The sequence below is a fragment of the Streptomyces sp. genome (genome assembly GCF_035645055.1).
Lineage (GTDB): Bacteria > Actinomycetota > Actinomycetes > Streptomycetales > Streptomycetaceae > Streptomyces.
This window is the reverse complement of the sequence record NZ_DASQNH010000061.1, coordinates 1-26,746: the sequence shown is the minus strand read 5'-3', so window position 1 is coordinate 26,746 and position 26,746 is coordinate 1. Positions and strand designations below refer to the sequence as shown.

The 26,746-nt window shown below is 70.5% G+C and carries 30 protein-coding genes and 1 pseudogene; 19 read left to right on the top strand and 12 right to left on the bottom strand.

Annotated features, from left to right (window positions below; genetic code table 11):
- Together VE614_RS20460 and VE614_RS20455 are read right to left on the bottom strand one after the other, a co-directional pair.
- Positions 1 to 233: ATP-binding cassette domain-containing protein (locus VE614_RS20460; RefSeq protein ID WP_324938875.1), on the bottom strand; the 233-nt coding region annotated here is incomplete at its 3' end.
- Between the two features lie 76 nt (positions 234 to 309).
- Positions 310 to 1,110 (bottom strand): AAC(3) family N-acetyltransferase, encoded by an 801-nt coding sequence (locus VE614_RS20455; RefSeq protein ID WP_324938872.1) that lies wholly within the window; start codon positions 1,108 to 1,110, stop codon positions 310 to 312.
- A gap of 184 nt (positions 1,111 to 1,294) precedes the next feature.
- On the opposite strand from VE614_RS20455, the gene VE614_RS20450 reads away from it, so the two are divergent.
- From VE614_RS20450 to VE614_RS20390, 13 genes and pseudogenes are all read left to right on the top strand, one after another.
- A complete protein-coding gene (locus VE614_RS20450) occupies positions 1,295 to 2,065 on the top strand; it encodes a metalloregulator ArsR/SmtB family transcription factor (protein ID WP_324938869.1) in 771 nt (256 codons plus the stop codon).
- Positions 2,062 to 3,483 (top strand): Fe-S cluster assembly protein SufB, encoded by a 1,422-nt coding sequence (sufB, locus tag VE614_RS20445; RefSeq protein ID WP_324938866.1) that lies wholly within the window; start codon positions 2,062 to 2,064, stop codon positions 3,481 to 3,483. The genes VE614_RS20450 and sufB overlap by 4 nt, the downstream gene beginning before the upstream one ends.
- 61 nt (positions 3,484 to 3,544) lie before the next feature.
- Entirely contained in the window at positions 3,545 to 4,729 is a 1,185-nt protein-coding gene (sufD, locus tag VE614_RS20440) for a Fe-S cluster assembly protein SufD (RefSeq protein ID WP_324938863.1), read from the top strand.
- A complete protein-coding gene (locus VE614_RS20435) occupies positions 4,726 to 5,046 on the top strand; it encodes a non-heme iron oxygenase ferredoxin subunit (RefSeq protein ID WP_055514965.1) in 321 nt (106 codons plus the stop codon). Before sufD ends, VE614_RS20435 begins: the two co-directional genes overlap by 4 nt.
- Positions 5,047 to 5,053: 7 nt before the next feature.
- A complete protein-coding gene (sufC, locus tag VE614_RS20430) occupies positions 5,054 to 5,818 on the top strand; it encodes a Fe-S cluster assembly ATPase SufC (protein WP_324938853.1) in 765 nt (254 codons plus the stop codon).
- Positions 5,815 to 7,071 carry a cysteine desulfurase gene (locus VE614_RS20425; protein WP_324938850.1) on the top strand — a complete coding sequence of 419 codons (1,257 nt, stop codon included), beginning with the start codon at positions 5,815 to 5,817 and terminating at the stop codon, positions 7,069 to 7,071. Before sufC ends, VE614_RS20425 begins: the two co-directional genes overlap by 4 nt.
- 16 nt (positions 7,072 to 7,087) lie before the next feature.
- Positions 7,088 to 7,552: a Fe-S cluster assembly sulfur transfer protein SufU gene (gene sufU / locus VE614_RS20420; protein WP_086737709.1), complete on the top strand. Its 465-nt coding sequence runs from the start codon at positions 7,088 to 7,090 to the stop codon at positions 7,550 to 7,552.
- Positions 7,549 to 7,881: a metal-sulfur cluster assembly factor gene (locus VE614_RS20415; RefSeq protein WP_058926035.1), complete on the top strand. Its 333-nt coding sequence runs from the start codon at positions 7,549 to 7,551 to the stop codon at positions 7,879 to 7,881. The genes sufU and VE614_RS20415 overlap by 4 nt, the downstream gene beginning before the upstream one ends.
- A 93-nt stretch (positions 7,882 to 7,974) precedes the next feature.
- Positions 7,975 to 8,214, top strand: a pseudogene (locus tag VE614_RS20410) (DMT family transporter); the annotation flags it as partial.
- Positions 8,215 to 8,295: 81 nt separating this feature from the next.
- The gene (locus tag VE614_RS20405; protein WP_324938842.1) at positions 8,296 to 8,898 is read left to right on the top strand and encodes a sigma-70 family RNA polymerase sigma factor; all 603 of its coding nucleotides are present in this window, start codon (positions 8,296 to 8,298) and stop codon (positions 8,896 to 8,898) included.
- Between the two features lie 2 nt (positions 8,899 to 8,900).
- Positions 8,901 to 9,791: a CU044_5270 family protein gene (locus tag VE614_RS20400; RefSeq protein WP_324938839.1), complete on the top strand. Its 891-nt coding sequence runs from the start codon at positions 8,901 to 8,903 to the stop codon at positions 9,789 to 9,791.
- 85 nt (positions 9,792 to 9,876) lie between these two features.
- Positions 9,877 to 10,866, top strand: coding sequence for a 2,3,4,5-tetrahydropyridine-2,6-dicarboxylate N-succinyltransferase (gene dapD, locus VE614_RS20395; protein WP_324938836.1), 990 nt, complete (start codon positions 9,877 to 9,879; stop codon positions 10,864 to 10,866).
- A 677-nt stretch (positions 10,867 to 11,543) separates the two neighbouring features.
- Entirely contained in the window at positions 11,544 to 12,206 is a 663-nt protein-coding gene (locus VE614_RS20390) for an HAD family hydrolase (RefSeq protein ID WP_324938833.1), read from the top strand.
- Between the two features lie 133 nt (positions 12,207 to 12,339).
- On the opposite strand, the gene cyaB is transcribed toward VE614_RS20390, so the two are convergent.
- Both cyaB and VE614_RS20380 read right to left on the bottom strand, forming a co-directional pair.
- Positions 12,340 to 12,906 (bottom strand): class IV adenylate cyclase, encoded by a 567-nt coding sequence (gene cyaB / locus VE614_RS20385; protein WP_324938830.1) that lies wholly within the window; start codon positions 12,904 to 12,906, stop codon positions 12,340 to 12,342.
- Positions 12,907 to 12,923: 17 nt separating this feature from the next.
- Entirely contained in the window at positions 12,924 to 13,775 is an 852-nt protein-coding gene (locus VE614_RS20380) for a helix-turn-helix domain-containing protein (RefSeq protein WP_324938826.1), read from the bottom strand.
- A gap of 177 nt (positions 13,776 to 13,952) precedes the next feature.
- Here VE614_RS20380 and VE614_RS20375 point away from each other — a divergent pair, with 177 nt between their 5' ends.
- Both VE614_RS20375 and VE614_RS20370 read left to right on the top strand, forming a co-directional pair.
- The gene (locus VE614_RS20375; RefSeq protein WP_324938823.1) at positions 13,953 to 14,498 is read left to right on the top strand and encodes a DUF6415 family natural product biosynthesis protein; all 546 of its coding nucleotides are present in this window, start codon (positions 13,953 to 13,955) and stop codon (positions 14,496 to 14,498) included.
- On the top strand, positions 14,495 to 14,686 hold the full coding sequence (locus tag VE614_RS20370) for a hypothetical protein (RefSeq protein WP_324938820.1): 192 nt from the start codon (positions 14,495 to 14,497) through the stop codon (positions 14,684 to 14,686). The genes VE614_RS20375 and VE614_RS20370 overlap by 4 nt, the downstream gene beginning before the upstream one ends.
- Before the next feature lie 2 nt (positions 14,687 to 14,688).
- Here VE614_RS20370 and VE614_RS20365 read toward each other — a convergent pair whose 3' ends face one another.
- Positions 14,689 to 14,913 (bottom strand): cold shock domain-containing protein, encoded by a 225-nt coding sequence (locus tag VE614_RS20365; RefSeq protein WP_324938817.1) that lies wholly within the window; start codon positions 14,911 to 14,913, stop codon positions 14,689 to 14,691.
- Between the two features lie 146 nt (positions 14,914 to 15,059).
- Here VE614_RS20365 and VE614_RS20360 point away from each other — a divergent pair, with 146 nt between their 5' ends.
- On the top strand, positions 15,060 to 15,335 hold the full coding sequence (locus VE614_RS20360; RefSeq protein WP_324938814.1) for a hypothetical protein: 276 nt from the start codon (positions 15,060 to 15,062) through the stop codon (positions 15,333 to 15,335).
- A gap of 14 nt (positions 15,336 to 15,349) precedes the next feature.
- Here the strand turns inward: VE614_RS20360 and dapA are convergent, their stop codons facing one another.
- Entirely contained in the window at positions 15,350 to 16,264 is a 915-nt protein-coding gene (dapA, locus tag VE614_RS20355; RefSeq protein WP_324938811.1) for a 4-hydroxy-tetrahydrodipicolinate synthase, read from the bottom strand.
- 167 nt (positions 16,265 to 16,431) lie between these two features.
- On the opposite strand from dapA, the gene VE614_RS20350 reads away from it, so the two are divergent.
- Complete coding sequence (locus VE614_RS20350) at positions 16,432 to 16,806, top strand: DUF3618 domain-containing protein (RefSeq protein WP_324938808.1); 375 nt, start codon at positions 16,432 to 16,434, stop codon at positions 16,804 to 16,806.
- A gap of 114 nt (positions 16,807 to 16,920) precedes the next feature.
- The gene (locus VE614_RS20345) at positions 16,921 to 17,625 is read left to right on the top strand and encodes an antibiotic biosynthesis monooxygenase family protein (protein ID WP_324938805.1); all 705 of its coding nucleotides are present in this window, start codon (positions 16,921 to 16,923) and stop codon (positions 17,623 to 17,625) included.
- A 27-nt stretch (positions 17,626 to 17,652) separates the two neighbouring features.
- Here VE614_RS20345 and VE614_RS20340 read toward each other — a convergent pair whose 3' ends face one another.
- The gene (locus VE614_RS20340) at positions 17,653 to 19,482 is read right to left on the bottom strand and encodes an endonuclease/exonuclease/phosphatase family protein (protein ID WP_324938802.1); all 1,830 of its coding nucleotides are present in this window, start codon (positions 19,480 to 19,482) and stop codon (positions 17,653 to 17,655) included.
- 341 nt (positions 19,483 to 19,823) lie between these two features.
- Between VE614_RS20340 and VE614_RS20335 the strand changes: the two genes are divergently transcribed.
- On the top strand, positions 19,824 to 21,251 hold the full coding sequence (locus tag VE614_RS20335; protein WP_324938799.1) for a hypothetical protein: 1,428 nt from the start codon (positions 19,824 to 19,826) through the stop codon (positions 21,249 to 21,251).
- Positions 21,252 to 21,373: 122 nt separating this feature from the next.
- Here VE614_RS20335 and VE614_RS20330 read toward each other — a convergent pair whose 3' ends face one another.
- The 5 genes from VE614_RS20330 to VE614_RS20310 form a co-directional block, all read right to left on the bottom strand.
- Positions 21,374 to 22,594: a TerD family protein gene (locus VE614_RS20330; RefSeq protein ID WP_324938878.1), complete on the bottom strand. Its 1,221-nt coding sequence runs from the start codon at positions 22,592 to 22,594 to the stop codon at positions 21,374 to 21,376.
- Positions 22,595 to 22,984: 390 nt separating this feature from the next.
- Positions 22,985 to 23,980 (bottom strand): zinc-dependent alcohol dehydrogenase family protein, encoded by a 996-nt coding sequence (locus tag VE614_RS20325; RefSeq protein WP_324938797.1) that lies wholly within the window; start codon positions 23,978 to 23,980, stop codon positions 22,985 to 22,987.
- Complete coding sequence (locus tag VE614_RS20320; protein ID WP_324938794.1) at positions 23,977 to 24,831, bottom strand: carbohydrate ABC transporter permease; 855 nt, start codon at positions 24,829 to 24,831, stop codon at positions 23,977 to 23,979. The genes VE614_RS20325 and VE614_RS20320 overlap by 4 nt, the downstream gene beginning before the upstream one ends.
- Positions 24,828 to 25,769 (bottom strand): sugar ABC transporter permease, encoded by a 942-nt coding sequence (locus tag VE614_RS20315; protein WP_324938791.1) that lies wholly within the window; start codon positions 25,767 to 25,769, stop codon positions 24,828 to 24,830. The genes VE614_RS20320 and VE614_RS20315 overlap by 4 nt, the downstream gene beginning before the upstream one ends.
- Positions 25,766 to 26,746, bottom strand: a 981-nt coding sequence (locus tag VE614_RS20310; RefSeq protein ID WP_324938788.1) for an extracellular solute-binding protein, incomplete at its 5' end; no start/stop codon positions are given. The genes VE614_RS20315 and VE614_RS20310, both read right to left, overlap by 4 nt.

The following is a 26,746-nucleotide window of genomic DNA, read 5'->3' as shown; positions in this document are numbered from 1 at the left end:
GGGCGCAGCTCGCGGGACTGGCGGACCGGGTCGAGGCCCAGGACGCGCACCGTGCCGGAGTCCGGCTTCCGGTACCCCTCGCAGGTCTCGACCGTGGTCGTCTTGCCCGCCCCGTTGGGGCCGAGGACGGCGGTGACGCCCGCCCGGGCCACCAGGTCGAGGCCGTCCACCGCGGTCTTGTGGCCGTACCGCTTCACCAGGGCCTGGACCTGGAGCACGGGCTCGTTTCGCATGTTTCCAGAGTCTAGGGAGCCGCGGGGTGCCTCAGGCGGGCGGGTGCGGAAGTGCACCTCAGGACGGCCGGTTCCGTCACTCGGGCTCGCCCGCGCGGGGCCGGTGCCGGGCCAGCCAGCCCTCGGCGTACGCCACCGCGTCGGCCACGGGGAACAGCCGTACGTCGGCCGCTCCGGCCCTGCCGCGGACGACGGGACGGTCCCGTTCGAAGTCGTGGCCGAGTGCGTCGAACCGGTCGGAGGAGATCGACACCTCGGTCACGGTCTCCCAGCCGCCGGGCCCCGGCCGGCCCACCGTGACGAGCGGGGACGGTATCCGGTACTCGGCCAGGTGGAAACTCGTGCAGGCGTCGTAGCCGGCGCCGAGCAACAGCACCCGGGCGCCCATGTCCTCCAGCTTCGCCAGGGGGCTCCGCTCGCCGAGCCGGCAGTCGGGGGCGTGGCCCTCGATCACCTCCGCCGCGCGCGGTCCGACCGCCGCGAAGGACGTCTGGGGGTGCGCGCTGCGCAGGGCGCCGGGCCAGGTGCGGACGGTCTCCGGGATCACGCCGACCCCTCGGGTGGGCGTGATCAGCGGGTCGTACGCGGGCATCGTGTCCCGGATGGCGGACCACCACTCCTCGGGAGCCGGCGGGTTCGACCACGTCGCCGGATCGGACAGGTCGGCGGTCTGGGCGGGGACGACGAGGGTGCCGTCCGGGCCGAGGACGTCGAGCAGGGCCCGGACCACGGCGACGGCGCCTCCGTTGACCCAGCCGAGCGAGCTGAGCGAGGAGTGCGCGAGCAGGGTCTCGCCGGGCCGGACGCCGCAGTCGCGCAACTGACCGCGGAGGGTGTCCCGGGTGACAAGAGGGCCGGTCGGAGGGGGTGTGGGCATGGGGCCGGAGTGTCCCGGACGGCGGGCGGCGACGCCACCGATTTGATCGGCGGTCGGATCGGCGGTTTGATCGATCAAAGATCGTTTCCGCAGGTCAATTAGGTTTACCTAAGTGACGCAGGGCACCGTCCGGCGGCCCGGACCTCGCTTGTCACGCTCTCGGGAATTACGCAACAATGGCGTTGTGAAAAACGTCGGCGCAGCTCGGGAGACCCCCACGGGGACCCCGCAGGAGGAGCTCGCGACCGGGGAGCGCTCGACGCGCAACCGGGTCGCGCGGTCGATCCTGGACCACGGTCAGTCGACCGTCGCCGAACTCGCCGCACGGCTGGGCCTCACCCAGGCCGCCGTCCGCCGGCACCTGGACGCGCTGGTCGCCGACGGCGTCGTCGAAGCCCGCGAGCGGCGGGTGTACGGCGCCCGCACCCGGGGCCGCCCCGCCAAGGTGTTCGCGCTGACCGACTGCGGCCGGGACGCCTTCGACCAGTCGTACGACACGCTGGCCATGGACGCCCTGCGCTGGATCGCCGAGCGGGAAGGCGGTGACGAGGCGGTCACCGCCTTCGCCCGCGCCCGGATCGCCGCCCAGTCCGCCGCCTACCGGAAGGCGGTCGAGCAGGCCGCCCCCGAGCAGCGGACCGAGGCGCTGGCCAAGGCCTTGAGCGCGGACGGGTACGCTGCTACCGCGCGCAGCGCGCCCACCGGCGAGCAGCTGTGCCAGCACCACTGTCCGGTCGCCCACGTCGCCGAGCAGTTTCCGCAGCTGTGCGAGGCCGAGACGGAATTTTTCGCCGAGCTGCTCGGTACACACGTACAGCGGCTGGCCACGATCGCCCATGGCGACGGCGTGTGCACGACGTTCATCCCCAAGATTCCGAAGACCTCGACGACGTCGAAGCTTTCCCACACCACTCAGAACGCATCTGCAAGCACGGCCGGGAGGAACCCCGCATGACTCTCCCCACGGAGACTGCCCACCCTGAGCTCGAGGGCCTGGGCAAGTACGAATACGGCTGGGCCGACTCCGACGAGGCCGGTGCCGCAGCGAAGCGCGGCCTGAACGAGGACGTCGTCCGCGACATCTCGGGCAAGAAGTCCGAGCCGGAGTGGATGACCAAGCTGCGCCTCAAGGGCCTGAAGCTCTTCGAGAAGAAGCCCATGCCGAACTGGGGCTCGGACCTGTCGGGCATCGACTTCGACAACATCAAGTACTTCGTGCGTTCCACGGAGAAGCAGGCGGAGTCCTGGGAGGACCTGCCCGAGGACATCAAGAACACCTACGACAAGCTGGGCATCCCGGAGGCCGAGAAGCAGCGCCTCGTCGCCGGTGTCGCCGCCCAGTACGAGTCGGAGGTCGTCTACCACCAGATCCGCGAGGACCTGGAGGAGCAGGGCGTCATCTTCCTGGACACCGACACGGCGCTCAAGGAGCACCCGGAGCTGTTCAAGGAGTACTTCGGCACCGTCATCCCCGCCGGTGACAACAAGTTCGCCGCGCTGAACACCGCCGTGTGGTCGGGTGGCTCCTTCATCTACGTGCCGAAGGGCGTGCACGTCGAGATCCCGCTCCAGGCCTACTTCCGCATCAACACGGAGAACATGGGCCAGTTCGAGCGGACCCTGATCATCGTCGACGAGGGTGCCTACGTGCACTACGTCGAGGGTTGTACGGCCCCGATCTACAAGTCGGACTCGCTGCACTCCGCGGTCGTCGAGATCATCGTCAAGAAGAACGCCCGCTGCCGCTACACGACCATCCAGAACTGGTCGAACAACGTCTACAACCTGGTCACCAAGCGCGCCGTCGCCTACGAGGGCGCGACCATGGAGTGGATCGACGGCAACATCGGCTCCAAGGTGACGATGAAGTACCCGGCCGTCTACCTGATGGGCGAGCACGCCAAGGGCGAGACCCTGTCCATCGCCTTCGCCGGCGAGGGCCAGCACCAGGACGCCGGCGCCAAGATGGTCCACATGGCGCCGAACACCTCGTCCAACATCGTCTCCAAGTCGGTGGCGCGCGGCGGTGGCCGTACCTCCTACCGCGGTCTGATCGAGATCGGCGAGGGCGCCCCGGGCTCCAAGTCCAACGTGCTCTGCGACGCGCTGCTCGTCGACACGATCTCCCGCTCGGACACCTACCCGTACGTCGACGTCCGCGAGGACGACGTGTCCATGGGCCACGAGGCGACCGTCTCCAAGGTCTCCGAGGACCAGCTCTTCTACCTGATGAGCCGCGGTCTCTCCGAGGACGAGGCGATGGCGATGATCGTGCGCGGCTTCGTCGAGCCGATCGCCAAGGAGCTGCCCATGGAGTACGCGCTGGAGCTCAACCGGCTGATCGAGCTGCAGATGGAAGGCGCGGTCGGCTGACCGCCCTCCGAAGAAGCAGCAGCAGATTTTTCTGACGTAGGAAGAGAGCAGACCGACAGCCATGGCTGAGGCTCAGAACATCCCGGTGGGCTCCACCACCGCCGGCTCGATCGCGGTGGCCGCCGAGTCCACCGTCGTCTCGCGCATGAGCGCGCCCCCGTCCTTCGACGTCGCGGACTTCCCGGTCCCGCACGGCCGTGAGGAGGAGTGGCGGTTCACCCCGCTGGAGCGCCTGCGCGGGCTGCACGACGGCACCGCCGTCGCCACCGGCGACGGCGTGAAGGTCACCGTGGAGGCCCCCGAGGACGTCGTCGTCGAGACCGTCGGCCGGGACGACGCCCGGCTCGGCGCGGCGGGCACCCCCGTGGACCGCGTCGCCGCGCAGGCGTACTCGGCCTTCGAGAAGGCCTCGGTCGTGACCGTCCCCAAGGAGACCGTCCTCACCGAGCCGATCCGCATCGCCGTGCACGGCGAGGGCGGTACCGCCTTCGGCCATCAGGTGATCGAGCTGGGCGCCTTCGCCGAGGCCGTGGTCGTCATCGACCACACCGGTGACGCGGTGCTCGCCGCCAACGTCGACTACGTCCTCGGGGACGGCGCCAAGCTGACCGTCGTCTCCGTCCAGGACTGGGACGACAAGGCCGTGCACGTGGGCCAGCACAACACGCTGATCGGCCGCGACGCCTCCTTCAAGTCGGTCGTCGTCACCTTCGGCGGCGACGTCGTCCGCCTCCACCCGCGCGTCACCTACGCGGGCCCCGGCGGCGAGGCCGAGCTGTTCGGCCTGTACTTCACCGACGCCGGCCAGCACCAGGAGCACCGCCTGCTGGTCACCCACAACGTGCCGCACTGCAAGTCCAACGTCGTCTACAAGGGCGCGCTCCAGGGCGAGGCCGCGCACGCCGTGTGGATCGGCGACGTGCTGATCGAGGCCACGGCCGAGGGCACCGACACCTACGAGATGAACCGCAACCTCGTCCTGACGGACGGCGCGCGGGTCGACTCGGTGCCGAACCTGGAGATCGAGACCGGCGAGATCGTCGGCGCCGGGCACGCCTCGGCGACCGGGCGCTTCGACGACGAGCAGCTGTTCTACCTGATGGCCCGCGGTATCCCGGAGCACGAGGCGCGCCGCCTCGTCGTCCGCGGCTTCTTCGCCGAGCTGGTCCAGCAGATCGGTGTCGCCGACATCGAGGAGCGTCTGCTCGCCAAGATCGAGCAGGAGCTGGAGGCGTCGGTCGCATGACCACCTTCGTACGCGCCTGTGGGCTGAGCGAGCTGGAGGAGGACACCCCGAAGCGGGTGGAACTCGACGGCACGCCGGTCTCGGTCGTCCGTACCGAGGGGGAGGTGTTCGCCATCCACGACATCTGCTCCCACGCGAACGTCTCGCTCTCCGAGGGCGAGGTGGAGGACTGCCAGATCGAGTGCTGGCTGCACGGCTCCGCGTTCGACCTCCGCACCGGCAAGCCGTCCGGCCTTCCCGCGACGCGCCCCGTCCCCGTATACCCCGTAAAGATCGAAGGGGACGACGTGCTCGTCTCCCTCACCCAGGAGTCCTGAGGCACCCATGGCAACGCTTGAAATCCGAGACCTGCACGTCACCGTCGAGGCCGACAACGCCACGAAGGAGATCCTCAAGGGCGTCGACCTCACCGTGAAGCAGGGCGAGACGCACGCCATCATGGGCCCCAACGGCTCGGGCAAGTCGACCCTCGCCTACTCGCTCGCGGGCCACCCGAAGTACACGATCACCGGCGGCACCGTGCTGCTCGACGGCGAGGACGTCCTGGAGATGTCCGTCGACGAGCGCGCCCGCGCGGGCCTGTTCCTGGCGATGCAGTACCCGGTCGAGGTCCCCGGCGTCTCGGTCTCCAACTTCCTGCGCACCTCCGCCACCGCCATCCGCGGCGAGGCCCCCAAGCTGCGCACCTGGGTGAAGGAGGTCAAGGAGGCCATGGAGCGCCTCAACATGGACCCGTCCTTCGCCGAGCGCAACGTCAACGAGGGCTTCTCCGGCGGTGAGAAGAAGCGTCACGAGATCCTCCAGCTGGAACTGCTGAAGCCGAAGGTCGCGATCCTCGACGAGACCGACTCCGGTCTGGACGTCGACGCCCTCCGCATCGTCTCCGAGGGCGTCAACCGCGTCCGGGAGACCGGCGAGGTCGGCACCCTGCTGATCACCCACTACACGCGCATCCTGCGCTACATCAAGCCCGACTTCGTCCACGTCTTCTCCGGCGGCCGCATCGTCGAGTCCGGCGGTGCCGAGCTCGCCGACAAGCTGGAGAACGAGGGCTACGAGGTTTACACGAAGGGTGGCGCATCCGCGTGACACAGCTGCCGGGCCTCCTCGACACCGAGGCGATCCGCAAGGACTTCCCGATCCTCGACCGGGTGCTGCACGGCGACAAGAAGCTCGTGTACCTGGACAACGCGGCGACCTCGCAGACCCCGCGCCAGGTCCTCGACGTGCTCGGGGAGTACTACGAACAGCACAACGCCAACGTGCACCGCGGCGTGCATGTGCTGGCCGAGGAGGCCACGGCGCTGTACGAGGGCGCGCGGGACAAGGTCGCGGAGTTCATCAACGCGCCCAGCCGCGACGAGGTGATCTTCACCAAGAACGCCTCCGAGTCGCTGAACCTCGTGGCCAACATGCTCGGCTGGGCCGACGAGCCCTACCGCGTGGACGCGGACACCGAGATCGTGATCACGGAGATGGAGCACCACTCCAACATCGTGCCGTGGCAGCTGCTGGCGCAGCGCACGGGCGCGAAGCTGAAGTGGTTCGGCCTCACCGACGACGGCCGCCTGGACCTGTCCAACATCGACGAGGTCATCACGGAGAAGACGAAGATCGTCTCCTTCGTGCTGGTGTCGAACATCCTGGGCACGTTCAACCCGGTCGAGGCGATCGTGCGCCGCGCCCAGGAGGTCGGTGCGCTGGTCTGCATCGACGCCTCCCAGGCCGCTCCCCACATGCCGCTGGACGTACAGGCCCTCCAGGCCGACTTCGTGGCCTTCACCGGCCACAAGATGTGCGGCCCGACCGGCATCGGCGTGCTCTGGGGCCGCCAGGAGCTGCTGGAGGACCTGCCTCCGTTCCTCGGCGGCGGCGAGATGATCGAGACCGTGTCGATGCACTCGTCGACGTACGCGCCGGCCCCCCACAAGTTCGAGGCGGGCACCCCGCCGATCGCCCAGGCGGTCGGCCTCGGCGCGGCGATCGACTACCTCAACTCGATCGGCATGGACAAGATCCTCGCCCACGAGCACGCCCTCACCGAATACGCGGTGAAGCGTCTCGCCGAGGTACCCGACCTGCGGATCATCGGCCCGACCACGGCGGAGGACCGCGGCGCCGCGATCTCCTTCACGCTCGGCGACATCCACCCGCACGACGTGGGCCAGGTCCTCGACGAGCTGGGCATCGCCGTCCGCGTCGGTCACCACTGCGCCCGCCCGGTCTGCCTGCGCTACGGAATTCCTGCGACCACGCGAGCGTCGTTCTATCTGTACTCCACGCCGGCCGAGATCGACGCTCTGGTGGACGGCCTGGAGCACGTACGGAACTTCTTCGGCTGAGGGGCGTGCTGACAAGGTGAAGCTGGACTCCATGTACCAGGACGTCATCCTGGACCACTACAAGAACCCGCACGGGCGGGGCTTGCGGGATGGCGACGCCGAGGTGCACCACGTGAACCCCACGTGCGGCGACGAGATCACACTGCGCGTGAAGTACGACGGCACGACCATCAGCGATGTCTCGTACGAGGGCCAGGGCTGCTCCATCAGCCAGGCCAGCGCGTCGGTGCTGAACGACCTGCTGGTCGGCAAGGACGTCGCCGAGGCGCAGAAGATCCAGGAGACCTTCCTGGAGCTGATGCAGTCCAAGGGGAAGATCGAACCCGACGACGCCATGGAGGAGGTGCTGGAGGACGCGGTCGCGTTCGCCGGTGTCTCCAAGTACCCGGCCCGGGTCAAGTGCGCCCTCCTCAGCTGGATGGCGTGGAAGGACGCGACGGCCCAGGCGCTGGGCGCCGACGCCGAAAGGAAGACGGCATGAGTGAGACCGTTGAGATGAAGCCGGCCTCGGAGGAGGAGATCCGCGAGGCGTTGTACGACGTCGTCGACCCCGAGCTGGGCATCGACGTCGTCAACCTGGGCCTGATCTACGGCATCCACATCGACGACGCGAACATCGCGACGATCGACATGACCCTGACCTCCGCGGCCTGCCCGCTGACGGACGTCATCGAGGACCAGGCCAAGTCCGCCACGGACGGCCTCGTCAACGAGCTGCGCATCAACTGGGTCTGGATGCCGCCGTGGGGCCCCGACAAGATCACCGACGACGGCCGCGAGCAGCTGCGGGCGCTCGGGTTCAACGTCTGAGGCTCTCTTTCGTACGGCCGTTCTGTGGTCCCCGGCAACATGCCGGGGGCCACAGTGCTGTGCCCACCGTGGCGGCCCGCCCGCACGGGACAGTGGCCGTCACTGCTGACGGTCCTCGGGTACGTCGTCTCCTTCTCACTCCTGGCCAGACTCTGAAGACGGTGCCGGTGGGGACGGCGTACGCGATCTGGTCGGGGGTCGGGGGTCGGCACGGCGGCCGTCGCGACGATCGACGTCGTCTTCCTGGGCGAGGGGACGACGACCGCCAAGGCCGCGGGCATCGCGCTGATCATCATCGGGGTGGTGGGGCTGAACACGGGCGGAGCGCGCTGACCGCGACCGCGTGAACCCCTGGGCCGCCTTCGGGGAACAGCGGGGTGACATGTCACCACGATCACTTCCCCCGGAGACTCCGTGACCGGACCGCCCTCGCCGCCCGAGCCGACCAATGCCGACGCCGAGATCATCGGCCGGTCCCTGGCGGAACCAGAGCTGTTCGCGCGGCTCTACGACCGGTACGCGGCCGACATCCACCGCTACGTCCAGCGCCGGCTGGGCGCGGGCCCGGCCGACGACATCACCGCGGAGACGTTCCTCATCGCCTTCCGCACCCGTTCGCGTTACGACACCGACCGCGGCCGCGCCCGCCCCTGGCTCTACGGCATCGCCGCCAATCTCATCGGCAAACAGCGCCGCGCCGAGGTACGGGCGCTGCGGGCGCTGGCCCGCACCGGGCACGACCCGGTCGCCGAGTCCTGGTCCGAACGCGCCGACGACCGGGTCACCGCGCAGACCGCCCACGCCCCGCTCGCCGGCGCCCTGGCCGCACTCTCCGCCGGTGACCGGCACGTACTGCTGCTGGTCGCCTGGGCGGACCTGACCTACCCGGAGGTCGCCGAGGCCCTGGGCATCCCCGTCGGCACCGTCCGCTCCCGGCTCAACCGGGCCCGCCGCAAGGTACGCGCGGCACTGGGCGCCGACCCCGCATTCACGCTCGACGCCACGGAGGTGGTCTGACGATGGACGAGATGACGGCGGAGCTGACGGCGGTGCGGGAGCTGAGGGCCGATGCCCCCGCCCCCGAGCGGGCAGGCCTCGTGGCCGGACGCGACCGGCTGCTCGCCGAGGCCCGCCGGGGCTCCCGCGCCCGCAGGCTGCGCTCGGACTGGCGGCTCGCGGCGATCGGCGCGGCGGCGGCGATCACGGCGGCCGCGCTGGTCGTCCCCCAGGTGACCGAAGGCCGCGGCGAGGCCCTGCCCGGCGCCCGGCCCGGCTACACCATCGAACTGGGCAGCGCCGAGGACTGGCTGAACGACGCGGCGTACACCGTCGCCGCGGGCCCCGCGGTGACCGCGCGCGACGGCCAGTGGATCTACACCGAGACAGTGGAGAGCAATGGGACGGACGACGAGCGTCCGGGCCCGCAGACCGAGGAGCGCTGGACCCGGTACGCCGACTCGGCCATGGAGGACGGCGAGGCGGGCGACGACCACTCGCCCCGGGAGCAGTACGCCTTCCTCAAGAGCCTCCCCGACGACCCGCAGCAGATCAGGGCCAGGGCCCGCGCCTTCTTCCACGCCACCGACGTGTCCGAGACCCGCACGGAGCACGAGTACCGCGCCCTGACCGCACTCCTCAGCCGTGCCTACGTCTACGACCCGGAAGACCTCGCCAAGGTCTACCGCGCCCTCGCCACCGTCCCCGGCGTACGGGCGGCGGACGTCCAGGACGCGGCGGGCCGGGACGCGATCGCGCTGTACCGGGAAGGCCCCGGCCCCCGGCAGGAGACACTCCTCGACCCGAGGACCCGCCTCTACAGCGGTTACCGCTACTTGGAGGACGGCGAGGTGATGATCACCGGCGCCCGCCTCACGACACGAGTCGTGGACGGTGAGGAAGAGCGGCGATAGGAGCCTCACCTGGGGCTCGCCCGGCACGTGAGACGGAGGCCGGGTCGGTTCGCACGGGTGGGTGGGGCCACGTTAGGTTTCCCTCATGACCGACACGACTGCTCCCCGCACCACCGGCGCCGTGGCCGCCGGCCTCGCCACGATCGCCGCCGACGGCACCGTTCTCGACACCTGGTTCCCGTCGCCCGAGCTGGCCGCCGAGCCCGGCCCGGCCGGCACCGAGCGCCTGGACGCCGACCGCACCGCCGAACTGCTCGGCGAGCACGGAGTCGCGGCGCTCGGCAAGGACGACGTGCGGGGCGTGGACATCGTGGCGGTCCGCACGGTCATCTCGTCCCTCGACGACAAGCCGCTCGACACCCACGACGCCTACCTGCGGCTGCACCTGCTCTCGCACCGCCTGGTCAAGCCGAACGAGCCCAGCCTCGACGGCATCTTCGGCCTGCTCGCCAACGTCGCCTGGACCTCGCTCGGCCCGGTCGCCGTCGACACCCTGGAGACCGTGCGCCTCGCCGCCCGCGCCCGCGGCCTGCACCTCAGCGTGTTCGGCGTGGACAAGTTCCCGCGCATGACCGACTACGTCGCCCCCGCGGGCGTCCGCATCGCCGACGCCGACCGGGTCCGCCTCGGCGCCCACCTCGCCGCCGGCACCACCGTCATGCACGAGGGCTTCGTCAACTTCAACGCCGGCACCCTCGGCACCTCCATGGTCGAGGGCCGCATCTCCCAGGGCGTCGTCGTCGGCGACGGCTCGGACATCGGCGGCGGCGCGTCCACCATGGGCACGCTGTCCGGCGGCGGCAAGGAGCGCGTCGCCATCGGCGAGCGCTCCCTCGTCGGCGCCGAGGCCGGCATCGGCATCGCCCTCGGCGACGACTGCGTGGTCGAGGCGGGCCTCTACCTCACCGCCGGCACCCGTGTCACCCTCCCCGACGGCCAGATCGTCAAGGCCCGCGACCTCTCCGGCGCGTCCAACATCCTCTTCCGCCGCAACTCGGTCACCGGCACGGTGGAGGCCCGCCCGAACAACGCGGAGTGGGGCGGCCTGAACGAGATCCTGCACAGCCACAACTGATCACGGGCGGCCGTGACCTGCGGCCGCCGAGTCGATCAACGCCCTGACCTGCTGCTGAGCTGTCGGCAGTTGTCGACGCTGGTCATCGTTGAGCGCCCTTCCACGGCCCGAGGACGGCCCGGGAGGGCGCTCGTTTGTTGGGGAGACAGCTGTTTCCTATCAGCACCTCTTGCCGTGTGACAGCCACCGGTGAGCGCGGGTTTGGATTCTCGGATCCGCCAAACGCGTCGACACCGTCATTGCCGTAATAGTCGGAGCAATGGCGATCTACCTTGCCCGTAATTTGCGCGACCTGCTCACTGACGCATCCGGCCCCTGTGTTCTTGCGTTCGCTCTACTCAAAGCTGGTGCGGCACAGCTGCGACGTAGACGTGGTATCGAACTTATCGGTCGATCCCAAACAAGCGATGAGCGCACCGAGTAGGCGAAGTCGTGGAGCCGACCGCCCCAGCGACAGAGGGTTTCTCCCTACGACGTGCCCGCAGTCGCGAGCGCGCCGCCGGGCGCGGCCAGCCGGGGCGCAGACAGGAGGCAGGCCGCGCCGCAGAGGCGGCGCGCGCCCGCGCCGTGCGCGGGCTTGATGAAGTAGGGAAAGTCTTACCTCCCCCCGCACGGGTTCGATCCTCATGACAGTACTCGCCACTTGAAGAGCTACGAAGTCTGGATACGCTGCCTCAATGATTCGCGCTGTGATCTTTGACGTCGGTGAGTGCCTGGTGGACGAGACCACGGAGTACGGCACCTGGGCCGACTGGCTTGGCGTACCGCGGCACACCTTCGCCGCGATGTTCGGCGCCGTGATCGCTCAAGGGCGGGACTACCGGGAGGTGTTCCAGGAGTTCAGGCCCGGCTTTGACCTCTATGCCGAACGTGAGAGGCGGGCGGCGGCAGGCCGGCCGGAGAGCTTCAGTGAGAGCGATCTGTATCCGGACGTGCGGGACACTCTCGCCGCTCTGCGCGCGGATGGGCTGTGGCTGGGCATCGCGGGGAATCAGACCGTGCGCGCTGGGAAGATTCTCCGTGCGCTGTTCAGCAACGACGTTGACCTGATCGGTACCTCTGACGACTGGGGTGCTTCAAAGCCTGACCCCACCTTCTTCCATCGGGTCGCCGAGGTTGTTCCGGCCGAGGTCGAGGAGATGCTGTACGTCGGTGACCGCGTCGACAACGACATCAAGCCCGCGGTTGCCGCGGGGATGCATACCGCACTGGTGCACCGGGGCCCTTGGGCCACGATCCAGTGGCGGACCGAGGAAGCGGAGAAGCTGCCGGCCTTCAGGGTCGAGAGTCTCCTGGAGCTGTCCCCGGAGATCGCCCGGTTCAACGAGCGAGGGCGCTGACGGGTCGTCGACCAGCTGCACAGCCGCTCGTCCAGAGCCTGCATGCCTGAGGACGACGGTGCGCTGTCCTCCTCGGCAGTGAGGGCGTCAGGGCACCCGACTTCGGGTACATTTCAGGCGCTCCTTCACGGCGTCAGACGAGGCGTACGCGGCGTTGCGCGGCGACTGTCCCCGTGTATGTCTCCCTTGTCAGGTTCTCCTCGCCGATGCCGAGGTCGGTGATGACGGCCAGGATGTCGTCCAACGCCGCTTTCAGGTCCGCCTCGGCCACGAGTGTCTCGACCTCCAGGAACGTGCCGTCGATCTCGGGCACCCGCACGAACGTGGCGAGGAGCCGTCGGCCGCGTGCTTCGAACTCGTAGTTACGGCATTGCTTCTCGAAAGCAATCACGGGGACGTGGCCCAGACCGCGCAGGATCGCGTGCGCTGCTTCGGCGTTCTCGACGATCGTCTCGTGCTCGGGCTTCGAGCCGGAATCCTCGTCGACTGCGGCGTTCTTGAATGTCAGCACCGTTCGGGTGCCGTCCACACCGTGAACCGTGCGTACGCGCAGCTCCTGGTCCGCTTTCTCCAGGGAGCCGTCAGGGCGGTCGTAGTATGTATCGCTGTACACCTCGATCCGGGCAGTCGCGTATTCGTCCAGCTGTCGCAGGACCGCCTCCGACTCGGGTACGCGTGCCTTCAACTCCGCCTCGATCACGCTGTTCCCCTCTCCGTTCACACCGTGCGCTCAGCCCCGTCGATGATCGCCTCGAACATGCGGCGATATCCCCGGAAGAATGGGCCGTGTGGCGTCTCCACCACCTTGTAGGTGGCCGACTCGTGACCTTCCCATCCGGCATCGAAGGCACCGACGAACATCGTGGCGTCCGTGCGGATCAACCGCCAAGTAGGCAGCATCCTGTAGCGCCATACGCCGACGTCGCACACGTCGGCCAGCTCCCGCAGCCGTGCCTCGGTCAAGCGCACGCCGTCGGCGAGCGACTCGGGTGACTCGCCGATCTCGGCTGCACGTCGTGCGAGCGCAGGCGATTCGGGGTCGAGCAGTGCCACCCGGACGCGCAGGCCTTTCCCTCCCTGGTCACGCGGTAGGCAGGCTCGTAACAGGCTGTCGTTCAGACCGACGAGCCCAAGGCCCCGCACAGCGAGGACATCCAGCTCCTGCGCCTCACGGGCCATCTGCTGGATCTCCGCCGCGGCTGAACTCTGGGCAGCGTAGACGCGGACAATCTCTGGGAAGGCCGCGAGGGCGAAGGCAGCTCCTCCGGCGCGCTTCTCCCTGCCGGCTGCGAGTCCGAGCAGATGGCGCGCGTCATCAGGCATGCGTAGTCCGTCCGCGATCCGCTCGTACACATCGAGCCGCGACACCTCGCGGCGGCTGTTGATGATCTCGTTGACGCGGGCCTGCGTCATGCCGGTAGCCGTGGCGATGCGCGCCTGGCTCGCTCCTGCGTACTGCTGGACGTGCCGGAAGACCGCTCCGATGTCACGGGCCCGGAGTGCCTGGCGGATTTCAGCGCGCTCCCAGGCCCAGTCCGGCAACTCGATCGGTGCCAGTGCGGTGGACATGGCGCGGCTCCCGGTATCCACGAATGGCATGGCAAGTCATCTCACCGTGAGATTACCGCTCAGGGATCGCGCAGGCACGGTGTGTCACCAGATCCTGTGAGACATCAAGCCTCGGCGGTCGCTCGTACGGCCCGGGGGAGGATCGACCGGCTCGGAGCCCACATGACGCACCGACGTATGGCCGCAGCGCTCGTGACGGCAGAACAGCAGTGTCCGTCGCTGGACATCGGGTCTCTGCGCTCCGCCGCCCGCCGTCTGCTGGCGGACGAAGCAGAGCTGCCCTCGGAGGGTGAGTTGGAGACGCTGACGCTTCAGATGCGCGGGCACCTCATGCTGGCCATCCCTGTTGTCGAGGCGCTGGCCGACCGGTTCCCCGAGGACGACGTGCCGAGTGCCTGCGCCCACGCCGCTGCCATGGAGGCTCGCATCCGTCTGGGCCTGGAGCCTCGCCGCGGTCTGCCCGCCCAGGTCGCGCATGCCCAGCGTCTCGCCCGGTCCGTCAACGCCTTGTGCGACCACTACGAGAACCTGAGTGGCGGGCAGCCCGTCGTCCTCGATCCCGAACGGGCCGCGCTTCTCGATCTCTGGAACCACTGCATTCACTGTGAGACCTGCACGACCAGGGATGGGGAGGGAGTCAACGCCAATCTGCCGTGCGCGGCTGCGGAACGGCTTTACGGGGTGTACCGCCGAGCCGCTGGCGTGAGTGGGGTACGTCCATGACCCGCCAGGAGCAGCCGCTCGACCTCGCCCCGCCGCTCTGCTGGCCGGCCGCCGTCCCGGAGTGCGGGGTGTGCCAGGCCCTGGCCAGGCAGCGTGAGGAGGCGGCGCGGCGCGGAGACTACTCGCGGGTCTCCGACTGCAATGTGGAGATCCGCAATCATCACGCTCCGCGTCGGCGCGCTACGTGACTTCAGGCGGCCCGAGGCACGACGTTCACCGCTCGGTAGGTGTAGCCGTCCTGCTCGAAGCCGGGGGCTTCCCATTCGAGGTCGGCCTGTTGGCCCGGGGCCAGGGTGCGGAAGCCGTCCGTTTCGATGTGCGAGAAGTGGGCCCAGCAGCCGCCGGGGGTCTCGGGGGAGTCCAGGACGCCCCAGCCCTCCTCTTCGTGCCATTCGCGGACCGTCGCGGTGATCATGAGGTGAGCCTATAGGGGGTTCGGGCTTCGTGACGATCGCTTAAACGGATTACCGGCCGTGTCCTTCGGAGGGTTTTCGCGGATGAACGGGTGGGCGGCGGAGCCGTCCGGTCAGATTTCGAAACGGTGAGACGAGGGCTGAAGTGATGAGGAACGAACGGGCGAGGGGTGCGGTGCGCCGGCTGGCCGGGGTGGGCGTTCTGGTGGCCGTGGGCTGGGGCCTGGCCGGTGGGGTCGCGTACGCGGACGAGACCAACACCGGCTCGCACAACGGGCCCCGGATCGGGCTGATCAACGCCGGGCAGATCGACGATCCGATGGAGGACGTGCTCCAGCACTTCCTCGGGCTGGGGGGCGGGGCTGCGGCTGAGCCCGCCGAGCCTGCCGAGGAGCCCGCAGCGAGGCCTGTCCCCGCCGGGTGATCGGCCGGACTCGGTCACGCCTGCGTGACCGCCTCCCGGTACGCCGTCAGCAGGGCGCCGAGCGTCTCGCGGTCGGCGGGGCGCAGGGGCGACCGGACCGGGCCTGCGGGTAGGCCGAGGGTGGTGAGCAGGGCCTTCGCGGTGACCGTGCCGGGGAGGCCCGCCGCCATCATCGCCTCCACCAGGGGTGTGGCCCGAAGCTGGAGGGCGGCCGCGTGGGCTGGGTCGCCCGCGTCGAAGGCGTCCAGGACGGCGCGGATGTGACCGGGGATCACGTTCGCCACCGTGCTGACACAGCCCGCGGCGCCCACCGCGTACAGGGCGAGGTTGTGTTCGTCGCAGCCCGCGTAGTACGCGAGGTCGGTGCGGGCGAGGACCTTCTGGGTGCCGAGGAAGTCGTAGGAGCAGTCCTTGACCGCCACGATCCTCGGGTGGCCGGCGAGCCGGATCATCGTGTCCGGTTCGATGCGGGTGCCGGTGCGGCCGGGGATGTCGTACAGCGCGACCGGCAGGCCGGAGGCGTCCGCCACCTCGCGGAAGTGGGCCTCGACGGCGTCCTGCGGGGGCTTGCTGTAGTACGGCGTGACGACCAGGACGCCGTCCGCGCCCGCCTTCTCGGCCTGGTGGGTCAGCTCGATCGTGTGGCGGGTGTCGGAGGTGCCGACGCCCGCCAGGATCGAGGGGCGCTCGCCCACCGCTTCCCGGACGGCGCGGATCAGGTCCGCCTTCTCCTCGTCGGTCGTGGTCGGTGACTCGCCGGTGGTGCCGTTCAGGACCAGGCCGTCGCAGCCCTCGTTCACCAGTCGTTCCGCCAGCCGCCGGGCGCCGTCGAGGTCGAGGGTGCCGGAGTCGGTGAAGGGCGTGACCATCGCGCACAGGACGCGGCCGAAGGGCGGGGCGGGAGTGGTGGTCGAGGTGGTGTGCTCCATGGGAGCAGTCTCGGCGGCCAGAAGGTGTAGCTCCACTTAAATCTGCTACGAGGTATTGGTAAGGGGTGCTGCGAGGATGGTCCATCGGCGTTACCGCGCGGGGTAGTGACGGTCGGTCAGGGTACCCGGGTGCCGAGACGCTCGCAGACCAGGGAAAGGGCAGACCGATGACCGACCGGACCAAGGGCCCCGCCGAGCTGCGCAAGCAGGTCGAGCGCACGCGCGGCGAACTCGGCGCCACCGTCGGGGAGCTGGCCGCCAGGGCGGACGTCCGCGGACGCGCCCTGGCTCGCGCGGCCGACCTCAGGGACAAGGCGGGCGCGATGACCGTCCAGCTGCGCAGCAGCGCGGCCCAGGCGGGGCATGCCGTCCAGGGCGGCGCCACCCGCGCGCAGCACGCCGTGGAACACCGGGCACCCCAGCCCGTACGCAGGGTCGCCCAGGCCGCCCTCCGGCTGCCGCGGCCGGTGCTCTTCGCGGGTGCGGCGGGTGCGGCGGTCGTCGCGGCGGGCGTGCTGCGGCGGCGGAACGGCGGGCGCTGAGCGACGGCCGTCGGGGTGACAGGAGGGGACTCCCCGAAGTGGCTTGACCTCGAGCGAGGTCGAGGTTGAAGGCTGGTCGGTGTACCGACCGACCAGCCTTTACCGGAGGCCGACATGACCCGCCGTACCGATGCCCACCCCGACCTGACCCACCCGGATGCCGCGGCACCGTTCTTCAGCACCTGGCGGGTCGGCACGCCCGAGCGGCAGCGGGCCGCCGTCGAGGCGATCGCGGGGACCTGGGAGCGCCGTCCGTGGCCGGCCGGCGGGCTGCTCGGCTACCACGTCTACACCGGCCGCGACGGAGCCACCCTGATGCACTACTCGCAGTGGGCGAGCGAGGCGGATTACGAGGCGTTCTTCAAGACCCGGCGACAGGAGCGCGTCGACGAGATCGACACCCTCGTGCCCGGCATCGAGCGGCTCCGGCTCGACCGCTATCGGCGGTACCGCAGCCGCGAGCGCGCCGCCGACGACACCCGGGTGCCGGGTCTGATCGTGGTCGTGCGGATCGACTTCGAACCGGACGCCGCCGAGCGGCGCACCGACTGGATCGGCGAGGTGCTGCAGGCCCTGGCCGGCACCCCGGCCGACCACCGTGGCCTGATCTCCGCCCACTTCCACCTCAGCACGGACGGCACCCATGTCCTCAACTACGCCGAGTGGGAGAGCGAGCAGGCCTATGACGCCGTCCTCGCCGCGCCCGGCGAGGGCATCGGCGACGGCGGTGAGCAGTGGGAGCGGGTGCGGACGTACCCCGGGGTGAAGGGGTTCACCGGCACCCGCTACCAGCACGCCGTGGGTCTGCTCCCCGAGTGACCCTGACGGGCCGAGAGCGACCCGCCCCTACGGGCGGAAGCGCAGTACCTGCGGGTCGTGGTCGCTGATCTGGTCATGGAACTCGGCGTTCAGGTGCACGCTGTCGTACTCGAAGTCGCAGCCGCGCCGGATCGCCGGGCTGATCAGGATCTGGTCCAGGACCTGGCTGTTGCCCTGGTAGACGTACGAGTAACGCTCGCCGCGGGGCAGCGACTTGACCGCCGACCACAGCTCGCCGTCGCCCTCCAGGGCCTCGGTCGTACCGGAGAACTCGAAGTCGTTGATGTCGCCGAGCGCGACGACGTCCGCGTTCTTCTGGACAGCCAGGATCTCCTTGACGAAGGCGTTCACGGCCGTCGCCTGGAGGTGGCGCTGGGTCTCGGAGCTGCGCGCCGGGGGCTGGTACTGCGAGGTCAGCCCCTGGTCGCCGCCCTTGGAGTTGAAGTGGTTGGCGATCACGAACACCGTGCGGCCACGGAAGACGAACTCGCCGGCCAGCGGCTTGCGGCTGTTCTTCCAGGCCTCGTTCGCCGGGTCGACACGGCCGGGGGAGACGGTCAGCGCCGCCTTGCCGCGCTCCCGGACCACGCCGGTCGCGGTGCTCGCGTCGCCGCCCGCGCGGTCGGTGAAGGAGACCCGGTCGGGGTTGAACAGGAACACCTGGCGGATGTTGCCGCCGGGCTCGCCGCCGTCGGTGTTGTTCACCGGGTCGATCGCGCGCCAGTCGTAGCGCGGGCCGCCCGCCGCGACGATCGCGTCGATCAGCTTGGTCATGGTCTGGTCCGCGGCGACCGTACCGTCGTTCGTCGCGCCGTTGTTGTCCTGGATCTCCTCCAGGGACACGATGTCGGGCGAGCGCAGGTTGGTCACGATCGCGGCGGCGTGCGCGGCGAAGGTGTCGTCGGACGGGTCCAGGTTCTCGACGTTGTACGTCGCGACCGCCAGCTCGCCGTTCTTCTGCTTGCGGGTGGTCTCGCGCTCCAGGCCGCCGCTCTCCAGGGTGCCCAGCTCGCTCGCGACGAGGGTGTAGCCGCCGAACTGGTTGTAGTCCAGCGGGCCGGTGGTGGCGCCCGCGAGGGTGTCACCGACGTTCGCCTTGGGGAAGTCGGCCGGCCTGCCGAGGGACTGGATCATGATCCGGCCGGTGTTCTGGGCGGTGTAGGAGCCGTAGACCGTGCCGCCGCGCCGGTTGTCGTGCTCGTCCGGCTTCACCGTGACCCACAGCTCGGTGTACGGGTCGGTGGCGCCGACCACACGGGCGTCGGCGACCCGGACGTTCATGCCCTCCAGGGCCTCGTACAGGTCCAGGGCGTACGTGGACGGCCGGAGCGGCAGGGCGTTGACCGAGCCGTTCGCCGCCGGGTCGCCCGCCGGGGCGTAGGCGTCCGGCACCGAGCCGGCGTCGATGACCACCGGCGCGGGGACGGGGTTGCCGCCGGAGACGACCTTGACCGTCGGCTTGGTGATCTCGGTGATGGCCTGGTTGCCGGAGGAGGTGCCGCCCGGGACGTACTCGGACACCGTGCCCGACACCGTCACCGCGTCGCCCACGGCCACACCCTTCGGCGTGGAGCTGGTGAAGACGAAGACGCCCTCGCTGGTGGCCGGGTCGGCGTCCGCGTCCGGGTCCTGGATCCAGAAGCCGCGCGAGGAGCCGTACGTCCGGATGCCGGTGACGATTCCGGCCACGTCGGTGACCTGCTTGCCGGCGTACGGCGATATCCGGGTCGTGCCCTGGATGTCACGGATGCGCACGCTGTCCGCGTGGGCCGGGGAGGTCAGGACGACGGTGGTCGCCGCGGAACACACGGCGGCGACGGTGAGCGCGGCGAGGCGCGCGGAAGACTTGCTCGGCAACGGGATCCCTCCGGGGACGTACATGAGCGCCGGGACGAGGGTGGAACGGAAAGTCGGAGCCGCGACCGGTGGGGCGGTGGCGACGCCCGTAGAAAACGGGGAGCGGCAGGTCCGGAAAGGAGGTTGTGTCGCACCCCGATCGGTGAACAGGTGTCCGCCGACTTCTACGCGCGTCAATCTCCTGCCTGCTCCCGCCGGTTGTCAAGGTTTCGGCCATGGACGACCGGCGACGAGAAGATGAACCGGGCGGCATGGGTGGAAATCCGTCTAGGCTGAGCGGCTGAACCACCGGTCGTACGCCTGGCCGTACGCCGCCCAGGCGCCCCTAGGAGAATCAGCCGATGTCAGACAGCTCCCCCCTGCCGCCGGTACGGCTGGCCACCGACGCGGAGCTGGCGCGCGACGCGCTGTCCACCCCGCTCCTCTCCCGTGCCGCCCGGCTCGCCCGCTGGGCCGGACCCGGCACCCGCGTCGACGCCGGCGGCGGACTGGTCGAGGAGCAGCTGGCCGCGGCGGCCGAGGCGCTGGACCTGAGCGGGGAGGACGCCGCCGCCTCCGCGAGTGGGGCCTGGCGGGTGGCCGTCGACACCGGGCTCGTCGAGATCGCCGACGAGGAGGAAGGCACCGTGGCGCCCGGCGCCGGCCTGGCGTTGCTCACCGGGGGCTCCCCGCAGGACGTCCTCGGCGTCTGGCAGAGCGCCCTGGAGACCGTGCTCGCCGACGCGAGCGTGCCCGACCTCGACGACCTGGTCGGTGCCCTGGACGACGGCGGGCAGGTCGACTTCTCCGCGCTCGACTGGGACCCCGAGGGCGAGGCCGAGTTCCTCGACAGCGTCCTCGCCAACCTCTACTTCCTCACCGTCAGCGAGGACGGCCCCGGCGACGGCCCCGTCCCGCTGCCCGCGCTCGCCGCGTCCGTCATCGTCCCCGACGACATGGCCGAACCCACCAACGACGTCCTGGAACAGGTCTCCGACGCGATGATGCGGCTCGACGACCAGTTCCGGCTGCTGGAACCGGTCGGGCTCGTCGACTACCGCCCGGTCGACGAGGCGCTGATGGCCGACGCCGACGAGGAGCCGGGAGCGCCCGTCGACGAGACCGACGTCACCCGCTACGGCATGGTCCGGCTCACCACGCTCGGCCGGTACGGACTGCGTGCCCGGCTGCTGGAGGCCGGATTCGACGCGCCCGCCGTCGGAGACCTCGTCGACAAGGGCGCCGACGCCCTCCTCGACGGCACCTGCGGATTCGGCCCGCGGGCCGCGCAGGCCGAGACCGAGCAGTGGCTCGCCCGGCGCGAACCCCTGGCCGCCGCCCGGGAGTTGCTGGCCGCCGCGCGAGGCGCCGACACGGGGGCGCCACTGCGCCGGCTGCGCTGCCAGCAGGCGCTGTCACTGGTCGGCGGCGAGGCCGAACCCGCGCTGCGCGAGGTGCTGGACGACGCCGAACTGGGCGGACTCGCCCGGGTGTGGCTCAGCGAACGCGGCGCCGCGGACGTACCGCCGCCGTCCGAGACGATGGTCTTCTGGCTGACCATCGACACGGTCGCCGCCCAGCTCGCCGCCGAGGGCAACTCGGCGGAGCTGCGCGCCCTCGTCGAGGGCCTGGCCGAGCAGCACAGCGGCTTCTTCTCGGCGGTCTGGCGGGTGGACCACCCGGCCACCGCGGACGTGCTGGAGGCGATGGGCCGCATCCACCCCGACAAGAAGATCGCCAAGGAGGCGCGGAAGGCCGCGTTCAAGGCGCGGTCGCAGCAGGGTGGCTGACCGCCGGCTTCACGCGTTCCCTGCGGTGCCACTGCCGGTCCGGCCGTGAATGGTGACCGGCCGTGGGCGGTGTGAGCCGCCGGGCGCCCCTGGACGGGGCGCCCCCGGGCTCGTACCCGTCGCTACAGGGCCTGTGCCGCCGGCTTGACCATGTTGCGGACCGTGCGGGCCTTCACGAACTGGCCCATGGCCGTCATCTCCCACTCGCCGGAGAACTGGCGGATCAGTTTCGCCATCATCACGCCGGTCTGCGGTTCCGCGCCGGTCAGGTCGAAGCGGACCAGTTCCTCGCCGGTGGTGGCGTCCATCAGGCGGCAGTAGGCCTTGGCGACCTCGGTGAACTTCTGGCCGGAGAACGAGTTCACGGTGAAGACCAGGCCGGATACCTCCTGAGGGAGACGGCCCAGGTCGACGGTGATCACCTCGTCGTCGCCGCCGCCCTCGCCGGTGAGGTTGTCGCCGGAGTGGCGGATCGCGCCGCCCACGATCGTCAGCTTGCCGAAGTAGCAGCTGTCGATGTGGTTGCGCTGGGGGCCGTAGGCGATGACCGAGGCGTCCAGGTCGATGTCCTTGCCGCGGTACGCCGGCTCCCAGCCGAGGCCCATCTTGACCTGCGAGAGGAGCGGACGGCCGCCCTTCATCAGGGAGACGGTCTGGTTCTTCTGCAGGCTGACCCGGCCCTTGTCCAGGTTGATCTTCCCGGCGCCCGGGGCGGGGGGCGCCGGAGGGGCGGCCGGGGCCGGGGGAGCGGCCAGGCGCGGGTCCGCCACCGGGGCGGGCGGGGCGGCCGGGGGCTGTGCGGGGGCCGGGGGCGGGGTGACCGGTTGAGCGGGGGCGGCGGCCGGGGCGGGCTCCTCCACCGAGACACCGAAGTCGGTGGCGATGCCGGCCAGGCCGTTGGCGTACCCCTGGCCGACCGCGCGGGCCTTCCACTGGCCGTTGCGCAGGTAGATCTCCACGATCACCAGGGCCGTCTCGGTGCCGAGCTGCGGGGGTGTGAAGGTGGCCAGGACGCTGTTGTCGTCCGCGTTGCGGAGGGTCGCCGTCGGTTCGATGCCCTGGAAGGTCTGACCGGCCGCGTCCGGGCTGGCGGTGACGACGATCTTCTCGATGCCGGGCGGGACGGCGGCGGTGTCGACCGTGATCGCGTCGGGCGTGGTGCCGCCGCCGGAGCGGTGGGTCACGCCCGGGCCCGTGGGCTGGTTGTAGAAGATGAAGTCGTCGTCGGAGCGCACCTTGCCGTCGGCGGTGAGCAGCAGGCCCGAAACGTCGAGCCGCACCGGGGCGGCGACGTCCACCGACACGCGGGCGGCGGAGAGCGGGATGTTCGAGCCGGGGGTCATAGCTGTCATGCCCCGTAGAACGAGCGAGGCCGTTTTACCGTTCCCTTACCGACCCGCCGATCGGGTCATCGGCGGTTGCGCGGGTGGTCGCGGGCCGGGCGCTCGTCGCCCCGGCGGTGGTTCCGGCCCACCGGGCCGTCACCGGCTGGGCGTCACCGGTCGCCGCCTCGGTGAGGAACGCTTCGGCGACCCAGTGGGTTCCGCCCCCGCCGCCCCTGCCCGTCCCGTACCGGTGTGCTGCCCCGGGCCCCGCTGGGGCTGCGCCCCCTGACCCCGCTTCGGCCCTGGACGGGCCTCGTCCTCAAGCGCCGGACGGGCTGGGGACACGGGCCCGAGTCGTGAAGCGCCGGACGGCTGGGGACGTGGGCCGGAGTCACCAAGTGGTGGCGGTCATCCTTCCGGCACGACCACGATCTTGCGGCCCACCCCCGCCGCGAACTGGGCCAGGGCCTCGGGGTAGCGGGCCAGGGGAACGCGGTCACTGATGAAGACGTCGGGGTCGAGGACGCCGCCCGCGAAGAGTTCCGCCGCGCGTTCGAAGCTGTGGAGGACGGCCATCGAGCCGGTGATGGTGATCTCCTGGTTGTAGATGCGGTACGGGTCGATGGTGACGCGGGTCGCGTAGTCCGCCACGCCGAACTGGAGGAACGTGCCCGCCTTGGCGACCCGGTCCAGGCCGTCCTGGATGGCCGCCGCGTTGCCCGTGGCGTCCACGACCACGTCCCAGCCCTGGGGGCGGTCCAGCTCGTCCGGGGTCGCGGCCGCCGCGGAGACGCCCAGGCGGCGGGCCGTCTCCAGGCGGGACGGGTTCACGTCCACCACGTCGACGCTGGCCGCGCCGGTCCGCTTGGCCAGCTCCAGCATCATCAGGCCCATGGTTCCCGAGCCGTAGATCAGGACGTGGGCGCCCAGGCGGGAGCGCAGGACGTCATAGCCGCGGACCGCGCAGGACAGGGGCTCGATCAGGGCCGCGTCCTCCGTGCGGATGTGATCGGGGAGCCGTACGCAGTTCGCCACCGGCGCCACCGCGTAGCGCGCCGCTCCGCCCGCCGTCGTCACGCCGATCGCGGCCCAGCGTTCGCACAGGTTGTTGTGGCCGGTGCGGCAGTAGCGGCACTCGTGGCAGTACAGGGACGGGTCGACCGCCACCCGGTCGCCGACCGACAGCTCCGTGACCTGGGTGCCGACGCCGACCACCGCGCCCGCGAACTCGTGCCCGGGCACGATCGGCAGCTTCGGGGCGAACTCACCCTGGAGGATGTGCAGGTCCGTGCCGCAGAGGCCGCACGCGGCGACCTCCACCACCACTTCGCGGGGTCCCGGCGTCGGGTCGGGGACCTCGGCGACGACGGCCCGGCCCACGGACTCGATGACGGCGGCCTTCATTTCACGGCTCCCAACGACAGGCCCTGGACGAGTTTGTCCTGGGCGGCGAACCCCGCGGCGAGCACCGGCAGGGAGATGACGAGCGACGCGGCGCACACCTTGGCCAGGAACAGGCCCTGGCTGGTGATGAAGCCGGTCAGGAAGACGGGGGCGGTCTCCGCGACCACGCCCGTCAGCACGCGGGCGAAGAGCAGTTCGTTCCAGCTGAAGATGAAACAGATCAGGGCCGTCGCGGCGATGCCGGGGAGGGCGATCGGGGCGACCACCCGCGTGAGGATCACCGGCAGGCGCGCGCCGTCCATCCGGGCCGCCTCGATCACCGCCACCGGGACCTCGGCGAGGAAGGACTGCATCATCCACACCGCGATCGGCAGGTTCATGGAGGTGTAGAGGACGACCAGGAGCCAGATGTTGTCCAGCAGGCCCGCGTTCCTCGCGAAGAGGTAGATCGGGAGCAGGCCCGCCACGGCCGGCAGCATCTTGGTGGACAGGAAGAAGAACAGGACGTCCGTCCATTTGCGGACGCGGTTGACGGACAGCGCGTAGGCCGCCGGGAGGGCGAGGAGCAGGACCAGCAGGGTGGAGGCCAGCGACGCCACCGTCGAGTTGATCAACGCCGGCCAGGGGCTCGCGCCGCCCGTGAGGCCGAAGAACTCCCGGTAGCCGTCGAGGGTGAGGGCGGCGGTGAAGGAGGGCGGGTTGGTCGCCGCGTCCGCCTCCGAGTGGAAGGACGTCAGCGCCATCCAGGCGATGGGCAGGAAGAATCCGATCCCGGCCAGCCAGGCCAGCAGGCCGGGCCAGGCGCGGCGTACGGCGTTCGGACGGGCGCGGTCGGGGCGTGCGGCGTTCACGCGCGGGACACCTCCTCGCGGAAGAGGGACGACACGACCCGCAGCGCGAAGGTCGCGATGACGAGCGAGCCGAGGACGACCAGGACGCCCGCGGCCGAGGCGAGGCCGTTCTCGTGGGCCTGGTAGAAGCTCTGGTAGACGGTGTACGGGAGGTTGGCCGTGCCCAGGCCGCCCGAGGTGATCGTGAAGACCGCGTCGAAGTTCTGGACGATGTGGATCGACCCGAGCAGGGCGCCCAGCTCCAGGTAGCGGCGCAGGTGGGGCAGGGTGAGGTGGACGAAGATCTGCCAGTCGCTCGCCCCGTCCACGCGGGCGGCCTCGATCTGCTGCGGATCGCGGCTCTGCAGCCCGGCCAGCAGGATCAGCATCATGAACGGGGTCCACTGCCAGATCAGTGATGCCTCCACGGCGAGCAGCGGGGTGGTCGAGATCCAGTCCGGCTGGGGGCCGCCCACATAGCTCAACAGGCCGTTCAGCAGGCCGTACTCGGGGTTGTAGAGGACGTGCTTCCACAGCAGCGCCGCCGCGACCGGGACCACCAGGAACGGGGCGATCAGCAGGGTGCGGACCACCCCGCGGCCCTTGAAGCGGCGGTTCAGGAGCAGGGCCAGCAGCAGGCCCAGGGCCAGGCTGACCAGCACCACCGTCGCCGTGAGCAGGATCGTCGTGCCCACCGAGTGGCGCAGGCCGGCGTCGGTGAGCACCTGGCGGTAGTTGTCCAGGCCGGTGAAGCGGCGGGCGTCGGGGTAGAGGGCGTTCCAGTCGAAGAAGGAGATCACCAGCGTGGCCACGAAGGGCAGCTGGGTCACCACGATCATGAAGACCAGGGCGGGGAGGAGCGGGGCGCGGGTCGCCCAGGCGCGCAGGCGGGTGCCCGGCGCGCCGGAGGTGCTCACGGGGGGCGCGGCCACGGGGGCCGCCGTCGTCGTCGCGGTCATCGTCCCTCGTACTCCTCGGAGATGCGCTCGGCGAGCTGCTGGGACTTGTCGAGGGCCGTCTCGACGGACTGGCGTCCGGCGATGGCCGCGCTGATCTCCTGGGAGACCTGGGTGCCGAGATCGGTGAATTCGGGGATGCCGACGAACTGGATGCCGGGGGCGGGGCGCGGCTGGACGCCGGGGTCGTCGGGGCGGGCGCCCTCGATGGCGGCGCGGGTCATCTCCTGGAAGGCGGCGGCCTCGGCGCGGTAGGCGGGGTGGCCGTACGTCGACGCGCGCTTGCCGGCGGGCACGTTCGACCATCCGATCTCCTCACCGACCAGCTCCTCGTACTCCTTGCTCGACGCCCAGGAGACGAACTTCCACGCCTTGTCGGGGTTGCGGGAGGCGTCCTGGATGCCCCAGGCCCAGGTGTAGAGCCAGCCGGAGGAGCCGGTCCGCTCGACGGGCGCGGGGGCGTAGCCGATCTTTCCCCGGACCGGGGAGCCGGCCGCCTCCAGGGAGCCGGCGGCGGAGGTGGCGTCGTACCACATGGCGACCTTGCCCTGGGTCATGTTGTTCAGGCACTCGGCGAAGCCGGACTGGGCGGCGCCCGACTGGCCGTGCTCGCGGACGAGGCCGACATAGAACTGTGTCGCCTCCTTCCATTCGGGGCTGTCGAGCCGGGCCTTCCAGTCCTGGTCGAACCAGGTGCCGCCGAAGGTGTTGACCACCGTCGTCAGCGGGGCCATGACCTCGCCCCAGCCGGGCAGTCCGCGCAGGCAGATGCCCTTCATGCCGGGTTCGGCGCCGTCGGCCCGCGCCGCGAGGCGGGCGACCTGCCGCCAGGTGGGGTGTGCGGGCATGGTCAGGCCGGCGCGGGCGAACACGTCCTTGCGGTACATGAGGAAGGACGACTCGCCGTAGAAGGGCTGGCCGTAGAGCTTGCCGTCGTCGCCGGTGAGGGACTGGCGCATCGGCTTCAGGACGTCCCGCTC